Consider the following 15,536-nt stretch of genomic DNA (forward strand, 5'->3'; position numbering starts at 1 on the left):
AAGTAAAGTGGTAAAAGTAGGTTATTAATAAAATCAAGGAGGCTGCCATGAGCGCTGCACGTAAGGAATCACCCGTTATTCCGTTTACCTCGATGCGACAACTTGTAGGGCCGCTGCTCGCCATCATTGTCGGCATCTTCATGGTTATCCTTGACAGTACCGCTGTCAATGTAGCCATCCCTGTTCTAGTGAAAGACTTTGACAGTACGCTTAGCATCGTGCAGTGGACCGTAACCGGTTATGCGCTGGCTCAAGCAGCCGTCATTCCGTTAGCCGGTTGGATGACAGATCGGTTCGGCTCGAAACAAATCTTCATCATTTCACTCATCTTGTTCACAGTCGGTTCGGTGCTCTGCGCACTCGCGACGACGGCAGAGCAGCTTATTATGTACCGCGTACTGCAAGGACTCGGCGGCGGTATGGTGCTTCCAATCGCATTCGCGATGACTTACCAGCTCAGTCCGCCTGAGAAAGCCGGCTCTATTATGGGACTTATGGGTATGCCTATTCTGCTGGCACCCGCACTCGGCCCCATCGTTTCCGGATATCTGGTCGACTATGTCGCCTGGGAATGGATCTTCTTCATCAACGTCCCGATCGGCATCCTAGGCGTCATCCTGTGCATAACCTTACTGCCGAAGCTGCCCAAGAAAGCTTTCACCTCTCTTGATATGCTTGGGATAATTCTCGGTCCGCTTGCATTCGCAGGCTTGTCCTATGGACTTAGCGAAGGATCTACCAGCTGGTCGTCAGATAAGACGATTATCGGTCTGGTCGTTGGTTCCGTATCGCTCCTCCTCTTTATCATCGTTGAATTGAAACGCAAGAAAGAACCGCTTCTGGAGCTGCGTGTATTCCGCTCGCCCTTGTTTACACGCGGAATTATCGTTCAATGGGTCTTACAGTTCGTCATGTTCGGGATCATCTTCACCGTACCTTATTTCATGCAAGAGCTGATGGGCATGAGTGCCTTCCATGCCGGCATGTGGACATTGCCTCAAGCCATTGCCGCAGGGCTGTTTATGCCGATCGGAGGCCGCTTATATGACAAAATCGGCGCTCGCCCGCTGGTAGTCACCGGCTTGACGATTGTTGCGGTCGGCGCATTCCTCATCTCGCGGATCGATCCGTCTGACAGTGCAGTCATGTTCCTTCTTCCCCGCGCCATGCTCGGAATGGGAATGGGCTTGTCTTTCCTGGCACTGAATACGCATCTCATTCAATCAGCGCCTAGTAATTTGGTCAGCAGGGTTACATCCCTGACAAGCGCAGCACAGCAAGTCGTTACCTCGTTTGCGGTTGCAGGATTAACGACATTAATCGTCAGCCGTACAACGCATCACGCTGCGGAAGGCGAGAAACCAATGCCCGATGCGATGGCACACGGGTTCCATGATACTTACCTAGTCCTTGCCGGGCTGGCTATCTTCGGTCTGCTGCTCGCTGTCACCTTGAAGCGTCCTCAACCAAATGGTGCTCAAGCTCCCGCACATGCCGTAGATATGGGCTAATCATCGCCGGTGCATGATTTCAGCTCCCTCCGCTCATCTTATGGATGACGGAGGTGAGCATTACCATGACAGGTCGAAACAGCAAACCGAAGAAGAAAGGTCCGGCATCCCATCCGGGACGCCTGGATCAATACGGAGAGAAGCTCTCGGAAGAGAGCGACAACAAGTCTCAAGGTAACAGCTGCTGAGTCATTGAATAAGAGAAGGCTGTCTCAACCGTGCAACTTCGCACGTCTGAGACAGCCATAGAATGTAGAGAAACCTGCCGATTTATCAAATCAGCAGGTTTCTCTTTTTTTAAGAGCATATCTTTTACTTTCAGAGCCTCATCAAAAGCGTGCACGATTCCGATTATCAAGCAATGGTCATGACAGATTCACCGGTAATGGTAGTGCCGATCGACTCACCATCACATATGGCCGCCATCGAGCCCGGCTCATCGAAATTAAACACATGAATGGGAAGCTTATAATCGCGCGCGAGCAGGAACGCGGACTGATCCATGACCCGCAGGTCATGCTTTATGACATCGTTATAGTGCAGGGATTGGTACTTCCTCGCATCCCTGTTCTTCTTGGGGTCTGCTTCATATACGCCGTCTACCCCTTGCTTCGCCACAAACAGCGCATCACAATTGACTTCGATCGCCCGCTGGACCGAAGGATAGTCGGTCGTCACATAGGGCTGGCCATTACCGCCTGCGAAGATCACGATATACCCTTTCTCCAGATGATGAATGGCTCGCAGCCGAATATAGGGCTCCGCCACAGAAGTGAGCGGAATGGCTGTCATGACACGCACTTCGTTGCTGCATTTGGCCTTCAACACGCCTCTTAACATCAAACTGTTCACTACCGTTGCAAGCGTGCCGATGTTATCGGCTTCCGCTCGCTCAATTCCCCAGCTCTCCGCCATATTCCCTCTAAAGATATTGCCTCCGCCAATAACCAAGGATACCTCTACGCCTTTGCTCACCACCGACAAAATCTCGCCTGCGATATGCTCCAGTCTGTCCGGATCAAACCCAAATTCGCTGTTTCCCGCAACGGCTCCACCGCTTAACTTGATCAGTACCCTCTTGTATGTGCTCATTACAATCCTCCTTGGACAAAAATAAAACACTAAAGCAAATGCCTTAGTGTTTACGGATCACATATGAAATTGGAATGGCTATTGAAGCATCACGTTCACCTAGACCTAGCTGTCTGATTAGCATTAAGCTTCGCCTCCATTCGTGTTCTAAACTTGATTATATAGGATAACAACTTGATTAAACAATAAACATTTATGCTCATGTCCGTCTAGAATAACCGACTTTCGAACTGTATCCTTCTGTTCATATTTCAAGAAATTGACACCTATGGATGTGGTTCTCGTATGAACTGAAATAGTGTACGATTGTAAAGGGCTTCGCGGGTTAACAGTGCCCTGCGCAGCCTGAATTCAGAAGGAGGATGCCCTGCATGCCACTGTTTCTGCACACGCTGTCCTTAAAGCTGCTGCGGCTTAAGAACTCAGCTGTCGCCTTTCTTTTCATTGCCTTCCTGCTAATCCTCTCCACGTTAGCCTACTGGCTGGAACCGGACACATTCGAATCGTGGTTCAATGCGCTTTACTGGGTCATGACCACGATGGCAACCGTCGGATACGGTGATTATTTCGCCCACACATTCGCAGGCAAGGTGCTTACGCTCTTTATTTATGTGTTTGGCATCGGCTTATTGAGTTTGATTATCGGCAAAATCATTGATTCGGTCTCACAGTATCATCGACAAAGGAGAGCTGGTAAGTTGAACTATTCTGGGAAACAACATGTCATCTTTATTAATTGGAGCAAGAAAGCCAGATATGCAGTGGAAGAGCTGCTATCCATCTCTCCTGCTACTCATATCGTGATTATTGATGCCATCGATCAACATCCCTACGAGCATCACAATGTTCACTTTGTGAGCGGCGATCCCAGCTCCAGCGACATCTTGGAGAAAGCCGGCCTTGCCAGCGCGAAAGCAGCCATCATCTTCGCCGATTATCGCATCGATGAATCATCGCTGGTCGACGGCAAATCGCTGTTGATCGCCTCCAGCATCGAAAGCATTGCCCCGCAGGTTCATACGACCGTAGAAATTATGCTCGAGAAGCATATCCACAATTTCAAACATGTCAAAGTGAATGAATTTGTACTCTCTCACGATGCCGTTGCAAGGCTCGCGGTTCGATCGGCACTGAACGATGGCAGCGTAGAAATCTTCACCCAGCTGCTGAGTCGACAGCACGGCTCAGATGTCTTCCAAGTTACCGTCTCGCCGGATTGGAAGACCTATGAGGATGCCTTCCTCTCCCTCTTGAAACAAGGCGCGACATTGATCTCAGATCGCGGAGACATGTCCATCAACACGAAGCTGAACGCTCCCATTCCAGCCGACGCCAAGCTCTTCGTCGTCTGTGATGTCGAAGTCTATCAGACTATTACCAAAGGAGTGCGCGCTTAATGCATACGATAAGTTATCAAGATTGGGATGAGTCCTCGCAGCGAGTAGTACGAACGCTCAAACAATATTCGGTTGATACGGATGAGCTGTTCGTCCGTAAGCTGGTTAATGCAACGGTTATCCAGAACAGGCTGCTCCACCACAGCTCGCATGAGTCCGAAGATACCGGCGTCCATCATATCTATGCGGCTTCTTTTCAGCCCAGCGATCTTGATTTCTATGGGGCTGATATCAAGCCGGCGCTGCTTGAGCGTTGTGATCGATCGGTGTTTCTGGAAACCGAGTTCCTCTATTGGAACGGACGGACGTTCGAATTAGGCGAGGGTTTGTTTCCTACGCATGGGTCGCAAGACATCGCCAGATTGCTCCTCGATCATTATTTGGTGAAGCAGACCCGCACCTTCGAGTCCTTATATTCCGTGCTCGATGATGATCGCAACAAAGTTGTATTGTTCATGAAGGAGGTTCACGTTTAAATGAAAGACGACATGAAGTCCGCCAAGGTGCTGAAATTCGCGCTGTTGCTCGCTGTGCCTGTCGCGCTTAGCGGCTGTAACACCAGCTCCAGCTATGACTGCGACCCGAACTACGAGAATTGTGATGATGGCTATTATGGCGGTACCGGCGGTACCTACTATTCTAGCGGCGGTTCCACGACCAAGAATCCAACGGTTAGCGCTAACGGTTCAAGCAGCAGCTCCGGTGTCGTTAAAGGCTCTAACGGCAGCTCGGGTTCATTCAAAGGGTTCGGCAGCAGCGGCAGCAGAAGCAGCGGAGGTTAACGCATGATAAACCGGATTGTGCAGCTGGGCGGGAACCATGATGAGATATTCAGTGGTGAGATCGCTCAGCATATCCCCTACCATCGGATGAATGGCAAACAGTACTGTCTTCCTGCCTTGACACTGTTTCAACCCGAGGAAGCAGCCTCACTTCAAGCCGCTTCTGAATCCGTTGACCGCATATACTGGAAAGTACTGCGTTTCACCCAACAATACTTGCCCGATGAGTTTCTCGTTCAGCAACTAGGCCTACATCCTGCTCTCTTATCGGCAGCACGAATGCAAGTTCCGTATCACGGTGTATCCAGACAGGATTGGATTATTGGCGAACACGGTATGAAATGCATTGAAAATAACACGGATACGCCAACAGGCATTCCCGAAACCGCCTACCTGGCAGAGCAGCTTATTCATCATTTCTCAACCTATACGGCTGCTTCAATCGGGATGCGCAATGAGATTCAGAATGCCTTCAACCTATTAATTCGGCATTACGCCAATCAAGGCCTAACGGGTCCGATTGTATTTTCAAGTTATGGCTGGCATCTTGAGGATCGCACGAACACGGAGTATATCATGAAGGCCGTCAATCAGCTGGGTTACGAGACCCTCTATGTTCCCCTCGAAGAACTCGAAATTATCCCTGGTGACGGACTCTATGCCGGTGGGCGGCGTATTGCCGTGTTGTATCGCCTGTATCCGCTAGAATATCTGATTCACGATACGGACGATGAACAGGAGAACATGCCGATTGGAGAAGCGCTGATTCAGCTTGTTGCCTCAGGCAAGCTTGGGCTGATCAATCCGGCTCAGAGCATCATTACGCAGAGCAAAGGTTTTATGGCGCTAATTTGGTCGCTTTACGAGCGCCGAGATCAAACCGAGGCATTTGTCGGGTTCACCCTCTTCGATGAAGCTGATATCGCAGACATAGAACGTTACCTGCTCCCGACTTATTATGAAGCGGCACCGTTCGTGCAATCCGGTACTCCGTATGTAGCCAAAGGATACTGGGGACGCGAAGGCAAAGGTACTTCCCTCTATGATGGCGCAGGACAATTCCAGCAGGCCGAGTGGGGTCATGAGGAAGCAGATGTCATTGAAGTCCAAGACTATTATGACAACCAGCCGAAGGTCTACCAGCAGCTGTTCCCCATGCAAGAAGCTCGTGTTGAGACGGAAGAGGGTCCTTTCGACGGCTATCTATTAACAGGCGCTTATGTAATAGGCGGACATTACGCCGGCTTGCTTCCTCGTGTAGGCGGTAAAATTACCGGAGATATGGCTTACTACTGCCCTGCTGCAATTACATACACAACCCAAGGAGGATCAAAGCGTGAATAACTTTGGTAATGATCTGTTGAATGTAGGAATTGGAATCGTTATATTGCTTGTCGCATTGCTCGTTGGTTCATTCGTATTTAGCAAGCTAACGCGTTTCAATGATTGGGAGGAAATCAGGCGAGGCAACGAAGCCGCCGGCATCTACATGGGCAGCAAGCTGCTCGGTCTTGGCATCATCGTAGCGATGGTATCGTACAGCTCCCATGATTGGGAGGCTATGCTGATCTGGTCCGGAATTGGCATTCTGCTGCTCTGCCTTGTCTATGTCGTATTTGATTTCCTTACCCCTAAGCTTAATGTTTGCGAAGAGATTGCCAAAGGCAACAAATCCGTAGCTCAACTGCTTCGCGCCATTATTCTCGGGTCGTCGATCGTGATTGGTACGTTCTTGATGTAAATGAAAAAAGCGGCACAAGTGCTCATCACTTGTGCCGCTTTATTATTTAGGATAGAAAATCGATTATACCCGATACGATCGCGCTCGATACGGTTTCTTGGAATGCTGGCGACTTCATGCGCTCTTCCTCTGCGTGATTCGAGATATATCCGAGCTCAAGCAGAAGCGCCGGTCTGGTATTCTCCCGAATGACTTGATAGTTGCCCACCTTCACACCGCGATCTTTGGCGTCGATCGATTGAGCAAGCTCGTTATGCATAAGCTCGGCAAGTCCGTTATCCGTTTCGTTGTAGTAGTACGTCGTCATTCCTGCAACATCATTGGATTCGAAAGCATCGTAATGAATGCTGATAAACACATCTGCGTTCGAGTTATTGGCAATTTCCACGCGTTCGTCCAGCGATACGGTTTCGTCGTCCGGGCGAGTCAGAATCACTTTAGCTCCCGTTCGCTTCACCAGCTCGTCCCGAATGTGCAGCACTGTCTGCAAGGTGACATCCTTCTCGAAAGTCCCTTGTTGTCCGATCGATCCGGCGTCTTTCCCGCCGTGTCCGGCATCCAGTACAATCGTTTTGCCGGCAAGAAGCAGATTCTCGCTTGCGACGAGCGGCTCCCCTGCTGATGCGTCATCATCACTAGACCCATTGGCTCGATTATGAGCTTGGAATATGAATAAAGCCGCGGCAAAGACGATTAAGGCAAGCAAGGCTGTGCCGGGGGATTTCTTCTTTCTCCTTTTCATATCAGAAACGTCCTCCTTACGTTTTGCTTCTTGATGCTCCACTAGCGTACCAGCTCGATATAAAATTGAAATGAAGCTAATCTTAATAACGGCTTAAATCGATATAAAGTTTAATTTTCATTTCGTCATGCATAAGATCAATACCTGCTTGGGCACATTAATGTCTGTTGCAATTCACAATGAATGAGGAGGATCACACACATGGCAAACGGACAAAATCAAGTTTCTAAAGCAGATGTGCAATCCGTGGCATTAAACAAGCTTCCGGTTGCGGGTGCAGCAGACACCGAATTCTCCGCAGAAGAAGCGGCTGAAGTGTTCCAGCACAACCCAGCTTCGAACCAAACTGCGGCTAATGTTGCAGCTAATGAAGCCGAAGACGAAGAGTAGTCCCTAATCGGATACTCTACAACACATGAAGCCCGTTCCTAATGGAATCGGGCTTCACTTATTTTAAGCGGAATATTCAAGCTTCTTACGCGTGTTATTGCCTTTATTTCTTGATCCCTTAACCAGCTCAGGCAGTGCAACACCCAGTAATACGAGTACGACACCGGCCCACTGCAGTCCGCTCACCTGTTCATGCAGCACAACCGCTGAGAGCAGAACCGCTACAGGCAGCTCCGATGCGCCAAGAATACCAGCCATTCCTCCGCCGATATGCGGAACGCCTGCTGCGAACAGCACAGGTGGAATAAAGGCACCGAACAGCCCAAGCAAGAAACCGAATAGCAGCAAGCTGCTCCAGATCACGCCGTTAAACAGATAAACCGGCGGGAATAGAATAAACACGAAGATCATGCCGCCCGTAATCATCCATAAGCTGCGCTGAGCGGGATGAACAGCGGGTACAGCTTTACCACTAAAGATAATAAAGAGCGAATAGCTGACGGCAGCGAGCAAACCAAGTGCAATTCCAGTCCAATTAAACTCCGAAATCCCTTGTTCTATAATTCCGGCGGCGAGCAATGTTCCGCCGAATAAGATGCTAAGCGTGAGCAGCATAATACCGTTCGGGCGTTTGCGCGTACTAATGGCATGAATAAGAACGCCCATCCACGTAAATTGGAACAACAGTACGATTGCAAGTGAGTTCGGAATATAACGCAGCGACTGATAATACAGCAGACCGGTCAATGCCGTTGGAATACCTGCCGACATCAGCATGAAGCGTTGTTTCCAAGTTAAGCTGAGCGACTGCTGAATCGGTTCATTTGACTTCGCAGCCTGACTTTTGTTACGTGCTTTAAGTACAATGACGAGCAGCCAGGATAGGATAAATCCTGTTAACAGCTGCGTCCCTACTACCTCGCCTAAGCTGTAGCCTTGTCCATAAGCTTTCACTACGATCGTCGACAGAATGCCGTAACTGACCGCGCCTAGAAATACAGACAGTATATATTTCATATCTAAGATGCCCCCTTCGAAACTTGCGTATGATCGGTAAACAAATACAAAAAACTTCCTTACCACAAATACAGAATCATCGACTGATCATTCCGTATTCGTAGTAAGGAAGTTAAGGCTTCCTGTAGATACCCTCACCCTGTTTGTTCGTGAGGTTATACGAATTTATTATGAAGTTAAGATTAGTTTCCGTTGCAACTGCTTGTGATCACTCATGGAAATGTAACATGACTCGTTAGTTTATGTCAACAGGTGATTGACGGGAATTATGCTAATTTCAGAAAGTCGCTTCGCATGATACTTCGGACATGCCCTGCCCATCGGCCGTTAGCCGGACAATATTTCTTCGCGACCTTCTCGATCGTCGTATAGCCGCGCTCGACGTAGTTGGCCGATAAGAGTTGTCCGAATTTCCTTACGCTCTCCCCCTTGGTGGCGAAAGAAAAGGCTTTTTTGTAGGCGTTTTTGCCTGTGACGGCGTTCAAGCCGAATAAATTATTTTTCGTTTGCGCCAGTCGGCTCGATCCGTTACCGCTTTCAAGCTTCATGACGGCGATGGTGAAGAAAGCGTTAATGCCATACTTATCTTCAATGGCGAGAACAGCTGCTTCCAGTCCATGACCGGCAAGCTTCGTTCCTTTGAAAATGGTCGCGATTTGTTCTTTGTTTAGTCCCGAGTCTGACATCACCTTAGAGGTTGGTTTAGCAAGCGTCTCAAGAGACGTTACAAGCTTCTTCTTGATGGGTAAATTATCCATAGCAGCCGTTGTTGCATTCACCTTCTTGACCGTCTGATGGATCACGGATGCGGTGGACACTTCTACTTTAGCAGCTTTCACTTCTTTGGCAGCTACTGCTGGCGTTACCGAGATCGACTCCGATAGTTGCGGCACTTTCTCTGCATATCCGCCATGAACATATCCGCCATCTTGCAGAGACAACCAGCCAGATTCGGTTACACTCACAACTTTAAGCAGCTCGCCTTGCTTCACTTGTGTCATGATTGTCGAGCTTGCATCCGGCATGGAACGTACATTGAGGTAGAAAGCCGTTACTTTATATGTATGGATAAGATTTACCATCGGAACGACGGTGACAGGAACACTCGGAACGGGGATATTACGAATCTGCTCAGGGGCTTCGGGGGCTGATGCTTTGGGGATAACGGTCGCGGGTTGGAACAACGATTTCGGAATATGCATGGCTTCTGTGGTAAGTGATAGTGACGATGGTGATGAGACCGCTTTGTTTTGAAGCCAATGCGGAGCAGATAAACCTGCTATTTGGGAGTTCCAAAGTGCATTCGTAAAGGTAAAGGATAGGATAACCGTAGTTACAAACAAAGCACAAATCATATAAGCCACTACATTCCACTGGATGGTTCTAGTCATTGAAACACCTCTTCCTTGGATTTAAGGGCCTTTCCGATATAGGTTAGATTGTAAATGCTATCTTCTGAAAAGCATGTCAAACCTTCTGTAAGAAAAATATGTACTTTTGTCGACGGACATTCCTTCTATGACGAACAAAAAAGAAGCCTGAGTGATTCAGGCTCCTTTATGAGTGTTTTTTAATCTTTTTTCACGCTTCCGGAAACGCCTTGCGCCCCATAAAACCGTCATTCCAGCCGTGATAGTGAGAGATTCGATCCTCGCCTTGCTTCCAACAGATTAGAATTTCCTCACCATCGAGAATGGAGGGGAAATCAATCAATCCCGGGTTGATCATTTTGAGAAAAACGCCTTTGCGATCGAAATTTCCGATGTGCAGCTCAATATCCATCCGCATGAACTCGAGCTGACTCTCCGCCTCAAAGAACGGATCGTCGCTTCCTCTATCTGTGGTTGCCTTCAATACTTGCAGTTCATCGAACTTCTCTTCGAATTGCTGCGTCAATAACTGCAGTTTCAGCAGGTCTTCTTGCAGCTGGGGTAAAAGTGCATTCGCTTCGCTTAATGTAAAATGAATTTGGTCCACTTTCGTATCCACTCCTTACATTAAGTGTACTAAAATCAAACGAACAAGGTCAAACCGAGCTCGGCGTATATTCCATTCATCCGAATTGAAAAACGAGAACGCAGTGTCCGCTATGGACACTTCAATTCTCGTTCCTCCCTGTTATTTAAAATAAGTTCGCAGATGGTCCGCCGCTTTCACGATCCCTTGCCGTTCTTGCTCTAAGGTTCCCCAGAACCGATGGTCCTCCAGCTCAATGCTGACAGCCCCTTTATATCCTAGGCGATCCAATCGCACGGCCACCTTGCTCCATTCAACAGCGCCATGTCCCGGAATCGTATAACGCCACGAGCCTTCCGAGAATCCGTATTTCGCTCCGAATGTTGCCTGCAGCACGCCGGATTCATAAAGTTCTTCATTAAGCAGCTCCGTATCCTTACCATGACAATGGTTAACACGTTCCCCGAACTCCGATAGCGCCCGCAAATAATCGATGCCTAGCCGCACAAGATGGGAAGGGTCATAGTTGAGGCCGAAATGCTTCGAAGGGATTGCCTCGAACATCGCTCGCCACATCTCCGGCGTGCAGCCCAGCGTGGGATAATGAGGCGCCGGTCCGGGCCAGCCTTCAATGGCGATATAAATGCCGCGCTGCTCAGCATGGCGAACGACTTCCGGGAACGAATCCTTCCATATAGCAAAGCCTTCCGAGCGAGGAAGCGTGAGATCTTCCGGCACCAAACACATGAACATGACGTTTCCGCCGAGCTCAGCCATGGTGTCCATTTGGCGTTTAGTCGCCTCAACCGCATCGGAGCGGCGTGCATCGTCTCGACTAAGCAGCTGTGCTGTATGCCGAGCATCCACGGAGCCGATGCCAATTCCGAACTCACTGCAGGCTTGCTTCACTTCAGGAGTCAGTTCGGAGACATCCAAGATGTCGAGTCCGATTTCCGCTGCCCAAGCGGCTGTTTGTCTAATCCCTGCTCGGCCAATAATAGGCGGTATTCGCATGCCGATTGAATAGGTCATCTTAGCTTACCTCCTCTGATTTCAGATCACCTAACGGGGAGTAACCTGCCGCTTCATAAATCATCTCGGATAATTGAACGACTTTGAGTGCATACTCGCCTGGTACAAGCACATCGTGGCGACCTAATATAGCATCAATAAAGCTCTTGTCCTGATTAGTTGATGCTGCCGGAAGCTCAGGAACAATAGGCTCTTGTCTCAATCGGCGAAGCGTAATGCGGCCGTTATCATAGAAGATCCCGCCTTCTTCTCCGCAGAATACAAAAGTCTCATGCCAGCAAGGCGAGTAACCAACCAGATTGAGACCGGCAACAGCGCCTTCGGCAAATCGTATCGATGTGAACGTGTCGATTTCGACAGGCGTGCCATGCATATGCAGCTGTGGTTTGACTTCAATCGGCGTAAGCCCTGTCGTCCAAAGCAGAACATCAATAATATGGCTGCCGGAATCCATCAAGAAACCGCCGCCCGATAACGCAGGGTCTTGGCGCCAGGATCCGGGTGTCCCCTGCCTCCACTCTTGATATAAGGATGCGGTAATCGAAGTCAGCTTGCCAATCTCGCCTCTTGCAATGGCATCTCGGATGTATAGAAATTCGGGTTGAAAATGGCGCTGATAGGAAACCTGCATGATTTTGCCGGCGTCATTGGCAAGCTTGATTAGCTCTTTCGCTTCCTCAGAGGAGCACGTCATCGGTTTCTCGATTAATACATGCAGGCCTTTGCGCAATACGGCGCTAGCCTGTTCAAAGTGCAGTGTATGCGGCGAACAAATGTCGACCGCATCCAGCTCTACTTTATCCAGCATGTCGGTGTAATCTGCGAATGCCGGAATATCCCCTAATTGATTTTGCGCAGCAAACTGCTCTCTGCCAGCTGCATTGGGATCCGCTATTGCTGCAATCTGTACCTCCGTTAACTCCGTCAGCTGACGCGCGTGCCAACCCGCAATGCCGCCGGTTCCAATCATTCCAACTCGAATCAAGCTCAATTAATTCGCCTCCCGCTTATGCTTGGAATAGATAAGACATTTGGATAAATCAGACATCTCCACCTTAAGCTAACACAAATCAAGGCGGCTACCAATCCAAATATGCGACAAGATATGCTAAGCCATATCCACGTTTGGACAATTACAAAGTAGGCAATGATAAGCAAGAGCTAAGAGATCAATGCACAGGAGGAAGACACAGCGCAATGAGAAATACTTTGCTACACACAACGCGAACAGCCGTTTGCTTCGTCTTGCTGGCTGCAACGATTGGCGGTCCTGCCGGCGCGCATCCCGTCAAAGAAACGACGCCAACCGTTGTTCAAGTGAAACTGGTTGGTGCATCCGGTACCGAAGTCGGCATGGCGACATTGACACAGAAGAACGATGCCGTCGTGCTTCATGTTGAAGCCAAGAACTTGCCGCCAGGCGTACATGGCATCCATTTTCATGAAACCGGGAAATGCGAAGCACCTGACTTTAAGACAGCCGGCGCGCATTTCAATCCGCAAACCAAACAACATGGCTTCAACAATCCGAAGGGGTTTCATGTAGGGGATTTGCCGAATATTACGGCAGCTGCTGATGGCTCGGTTAAAGTAGATATCGAGACACGAATCGTCACATTAGCGCCTAACCAGCCTAATTCCCTCCGGAAGACAGGCGGCACTGCGATTGTGATTCATGAGAAAGCCGATGATTATGCGACTGACCCGTCCGGAAATTCAGGAAATCGCATTGTATGCGGCGTCATCGCCCAATAACGAATATCTATTCCACTAAACGTTGAAATCGGCCATGGATCTCTTAAGGAGGTTCATGGCCATTTACAACTGGACGAGTCATACGTTAAATTGAAACATGGAGATGGACTTATCGATCCAACATAGAGAAATTAAAGGAGCACACCAAACTGATGCTAACAAAAGAATTATCACCCCTTGTACAAGCTTTGGACCTCAAACCGCATCCGGAAGGCGGCTGGTACAAAGAATTGTGGAAGGCTTCTTTCGAGATTCCGCAAGAGATACTGGGCGAACGCTATTCCGGTGCACGATTCGCGGCTACATCGATTTACTTCGTCCTGCATCCGGAAGAAACCTCAGACTGGCATACCGTATTGTCCGATGAATTGTGGCTCTGGCACTCCGGCAGCCCGCTTCTGCTCCGCTTAGGCGGTACGGGAGAGAATCCGGAGACGACCGAAGAGATTATCATTGGACCGGATATCGCCAAGGGTCAACGGCCGCAAGCGCTGGTACCGGCGAATGTTTGGCAGATGGCCAAGCCGCTCGGCGATGAGCCTGTATTTGTTTCTTGTGTTGTAGCTCCGGGCTTTCATTATGATGATTTCACTCTTATAAAACGCACTTAAACCATACCTTATCAAGCCTAAGGCCAATCAGGAGAACCTGATTGGCCTTTTCGCGTTGTCAATGGGAATTGCATGAATATTTTCTAATCATATTCTAACAATGGCTGTGAAAGCGTTCGTAATGAAGAGTTTTCCTCCACATTGGTAAGTAGTGGGTTTTGGCGCTGTGGTATAGTGGTCACCAGGTGATAGCGACAACCAGTAATCACACTACACTCTCAATTAATAGGAGGAAGACATGAATAACACAACAAAGAAGCGTATAGGTAGAAAACTAGCAGGTGTAGCACTCAGCCTATCTATCGCTTTTGCCGGAAGCATGCTTCTTACGCCGAAAACGACTCACGCAGCATCCGATTCTGTCGTAGCGAGTAACATCATTAATAAGGGCAAACAATATATGGGCGTGCCTTACAAATTCGGTGCCAAATCCGGCATTACGAGCGCATTTGATTGTTCTTCATTCGTGCAATACATATATAAGAAGAACGGCATCAGCCTTCCGCGTTCGTCGAGACAGCAAGCAGTTAAAGGAACTAGAGTGCTGAAGAGCAACTTGAAACCAGGCGACCTTATTTTCTCCGATACGAATCGTGACGGCAAAATCAATCATGTCAGCATCTATATCGGCAATGGCAAAGTCCTTCAAACGTACCGCGTAGGAATCGGTGTTACGATCTCAACCTTCAAAGGAAGCATCTGGGACAAAACATTCGTAACCGCTCGCGACGTCATTTAGTCTGCATAACGTGCAGGGCACCTAGGTGCTCTGCACGTTTTTCGTTCCGGTGGGCAAGCGTATATACAGGCTAGCCTTGGACTCCATACACTAGAAGCTAGTAGAGTATTTGCGTGTAAGGAGGTGCGAACAATGAAGCTGGATATCGGCTGCGGTGCCCATAAGCTTCCTGATTGCTACGGGATTGACCGTTATGCACTGCCGGGCGTCAATCTGGTCAGTGATCTGAATAGTGAAATACCGTTTCCCGATAATTCCATCGATTTCATTGCCGTGAGCCGCATGCTGCCATACGTAAGCGACTTATCCTTCGCGCTGCAAGAGTTATATCGGGTCAGCGTTCACAAGACAGTCGTTTGTTTGTTATGCCCGTATGCGCATAACTTTCGCCATAGCTCCAACCCGTTCTTAAAACACCGCTTCGATGAACACACGCCTCGTTATATGACGGCATCTTTCAGACAACCTCCGGGAAATCCGATCTGCCCTCCCCTATCCCCTTACAGCTATGTCACGCCTCCGCCTTATGATTTCAGATTGCTTCGTATGGAGCTTTTCTATCAAGCCCCTTATTTGACGGATCTCTATGAACCTGATGAGCTCGAAGTACTTAAGGAGCTTCAAGCTAACGTGGTAGATGAGATTCTGTATTATTTTGTCGTCGTGAAGGCGCCACTGCCTGAAGAGGAATGGTTAGCGATGTGTAACGAAGTTCACCCCGAACCACATGCCGTAACGATGCTCCGTAGCATAGCGCCTTTATGAGGTGCA

General features: G+C 49.0%; 19 protein-coding genes and 1 riboswitch. Of the genes, 12 read left to right on the forward strand and 7 right to left on the reverse strand.

Features of this window, described 5'->3' with window-relative positions; genetic code table 11:
* The first annotated feature begins 47 nt into the window (after positions 1 to 47).
* Together BLW29_RS01695 and BLW29_RS31655 are read left to right on the forward strand one after the other, a co-directional pair.
* Positions 48 to 1,511, forward strand: a complete 1,464-nt coding sequence (locus BLW29_RS01695; protein WP_090975604.1) for a DHA2 family efflux MFS transporter permease subunit — start codon at positions 48 to 50, stop codon at positions 1,509 to 1,511.
* A gap of 65 nt (positions 1,512 to 1,576) precedes the next feature.
* The gene (locus tag BLW29_RS31655; protein ID WP_256208255.1) at positions 1,577 to 1,699 is read left to right on the forward strand and encodes a hypothetical protein; all 123 of its coding nucleotides are present in this window, start codon (positions 1,577 to 1,579) and stop codon (positions 1,697 to 1,699) included.
* A 166-nt stretch (positions 1,700 to 1,865) separates the two neighbouring features.
* Here BLW29_RS31655 and pyrH read toward each other — a convergent pair whose 3' ends face one another.
* On the reverse strand, positions 1,866 to 2,603 hold the full coding sequence (pyrH, locus tag BLW29_RS01700; RefSeq protein WP_090975605.1) for a UMP kinase: 738 nt from the start codon (positions 2,601 to 2,603) through the stop codon (positions 1,866 to 1,868).
* A gap of 371 nt (positions 2,604 to 2,974) precedes the next feature.
* On the opposite strand from pyrH, the gene BLW29_RS01705 reads away from it, so the two are divergent.
* The 5 genes from BLW29_RS01705 to BLW29_RS01725 are packed head-to-tail and all read left to right on the forward strand — an operon-like array spanning position 2,975 to position 6,523.
* The gene (locus BLW29_RS01705) at positions 2,975 to 4,000 is read left to right on the forward strand and encodes a potassium channel family protein (RefSeq protein WP_090975606.1); all 1,026 of its coding nucleotides are present in this window, start codon (positions 2,975 to 2,977) and stop codon (positions 3,998 to 4,000) included.
* Complete coding sequence (locus tag BLW29_RS01710) at positions 4,000 to 4,476, forward strand: hypothetical protein (protein WP_090975607.1); 477 nt, start codon at positions 4,000 to 4,002, stop codon at positions 4,474 to 4,476. The genes BLW29_RS01705 and BLW29_RS01710 overlap by 1 nt, the downstream gene beginning before the upstream one ends.
* Positions 4,477 to 4,782, forward strand: a complete 306-nt coding sequence (locus BLW29_RS01715; protein ID WP_090975608.1) for a hypothetical protein — start codon at positions 4,477 to 4,479, stop codon at positions 4,780 to 4,782. It begins immediately after the preceding gene.
* 3 nt (positions 4,783 to 4,785) lie between these two features.
* On the forward strand, positions 4,786 to 6,126 hold the full coding sequence (locus BLW29_RS01720; protein ID WP_090975609.1) for a glutathionylspermidine synthase family protein: 1,341 nt from the start codon (positions 4,786 to 4,788) through the stop codon (positions 6,124 to 6,126).
* Positions 6,119 to 6,523 carry a DUF350 domain-containing protein gene (locus tag BLW29_RS01725; RefSeq protein ID WP_090975610.1) on the forward strand — a complete coding sequence of 135 codons (405 nt, stop codon included), beginning with the start codon at positions 6,119 to 6,121 and terminating at the stop codon, positions 6,521 to 6,523. The genes BLW29_RS01720 and BLW29_RS01725 overlap by 8 nt, the downstream gene beginning before the upstream one ends.
* 46 nt (positions 6,524 to 6,569) lie before the next feature.
* Here the strand turns inward: BLW29_RS01725 and BLW29_RS01730 are convergent, their stop codons facing one another.
* The gene (locus BLW29_RS01730; RefSeq protein ID WP_090975611.1) at positions 6,570 to 7,265 is read right to left on the reverse strand and encodes an N-acetylmuramoyl-L-alanine amidase family protein; all 696 of its coding nucleotides are present in this window, start codon (positions 7,263 to 7,265) and stop codon (positions 6,570 to 6,572) included.
* Between the two features lie 201 nt (positions 7,266 to 7,466).
* Here BLW29_RS01730 and BLW29_RS01735 point away from each other — a divergent pair, with 201 nt between their 5' ends.
* Positions 7,467 to 7,655 carry a hypothetical protein gene (locus BLW29_RS01735; protein WP_090975612.1) on the forward strand — a complete coding sequence of 63 codons (189 nt, stop codon included), beginning with the start codon at positions 7,467 to 7,469 and terminating at the stop codon, positions 7,653 to 7,655.
* A 63-nt stretch (positions 7,656 to 7,718) separates the two neighbouring features.
* Here the strand turns inward: BLW29_RS01735 and BLW29_RS01740 are convergent, their stop codons facing one another.
* The 5 genes from BLW29_RS01740 to BLW29_RS01760 all read right to left on the reverse strand — a co-directional run bounded on the left by BLW29_RS01740 (position 7,719) and on the right by BLW29_RS01760 (position 12,651).
* On the reverse strand, positions 7,719 to 8,672 hold the full coding sequence (locus tag BLW29_RS01740; protein WP_090975613.1) for an EamA family transporter: 954 nt from the start codon (positions 8,670 to 8,672) through the stop codon (positions 7,719 to 7,721).
* Between the two features lie 81 nt (positions 8,673 to 8,753).
* Positions 8,754 to 8,855, reverse strand: a riboswitch (purine riboswitch).
* Between the two features lie 83 nt (positions 8,856 to 8,938).
* Positions 8,939 to 10,063: an SH3 domain-containing protein gene (locus BLW29_RS01745; protein WP_090975614.1), complete on the reverse strand. Its 1,125-nt coding sequence runs from the start codon at positions 10,061 to 10,063 to the stop codon at positions 8,939 to 8,941.
* A gap of 190 nt (positions 10,064 to 10,253) precedes the next feature.
* Positions 10,254 to 10,649, reverse strand: a complete 396-nt coding sequence (locus BLW29_RS01750; protein WP_090975615.1) for a DUF2203 domain-containing protein — start codon at positions 10,647 to 10,649, stop codon at positions 10,254 to 10,256.
* 141 nt (positions 10,650 to 10,790) lie between these two features.
* A complete protein-coding gene (locus BLW29_RS01755; protein ID WP_090975616.1) occupies positions 10,791 to 11,660 on the reverse strand; it encodes a sugar phosphate isomerase/epimerase family protein in 870 nt (289 codons plus the stop codon).
* A 1-nt stretch (position 11,661) separates the two neighbouring features.
* Complete coding sequence (locus BLW29_RS01760; protein ID WP_090975617.1) at positions 11,662 to 12,651, reverse strand: Gfo/Idh/MocA family protein; 990 nt, start codon at positions 12,649 to 12,651, stop codon at positions 11,662 to 11,664.
* Positions 12,652 to 12,857: 206 nt separating this feature from the next.
* On the opposite strand from BLW29_RS01760, the gene BLW29_RS01765 reads away from it, so the two are divergent.
* The 4 genes from BLW29_RS01765 (at position 12,858) to BLW29_RS01780 (ending at position 15,530) form a co-directional block, all read left to right on the forward strand.
* On the forward strand, positions 12,858 to 13,415 hold the full coding sequence (locus tag BLW29_RS01765) for a superoxide dismutase family protein (RefSeq protein ID WP_090975618.1): 558 nt from the start codon (positions 12,858 to 12,860) through the stop codon (positions 13,413 to 13,415).
* Between the two features lie 152 nt (positions 13,416 to 13,567).
* Positions 13,568 to 14,026, forward strand: a complete 459-nt coding sequence (locus BLW29_RS01770) for a cupin domain-containing protein (RefSeq protein ID WP_090975619.1) — start codon at positions 13,568 to 13,570, stop codon at positions 14,024 to 14,026.
* 238 nt (positions 14,027 to 14,264) lie between these two features.
* On the forward strand, positions 14,265 to 14,765 hold the full coding sequence (locus tag BLW29_RS01775) for a C40 family peptidase (protein WP_090975620.1): 501 nt from the start codon (positions 14,265 to 14,267) through the stop codon (positions 14,763 to 14,765).
* A gap of 132 nt (positions 14,766 to 14,897) precedes the next feature.
* Positions 14,898 to 15,530 (forward strand): methyltransferase domain-containing protein, encoded by a 633-nt coding sequence (locus BLW29_RS01780; protein WP_090975621.1) that lies wholly within the window; start codon positions 14,898 to 14,900, stop codon positions 15,528 to 15,530.
* The last annotated feature ends 6 nt before the right edge of the window (positions 15,531 to 15,536 follow it).

The organism is Paenibacillus sp. CF384, from assembly GCF_900106745.1.
In the GTDB taxonomy this organism is placed as follows: Bacteria; Bacillota; Bacilli; order Paenibacillales; family Paenibacillaceae; genus Paenibacillus_Z.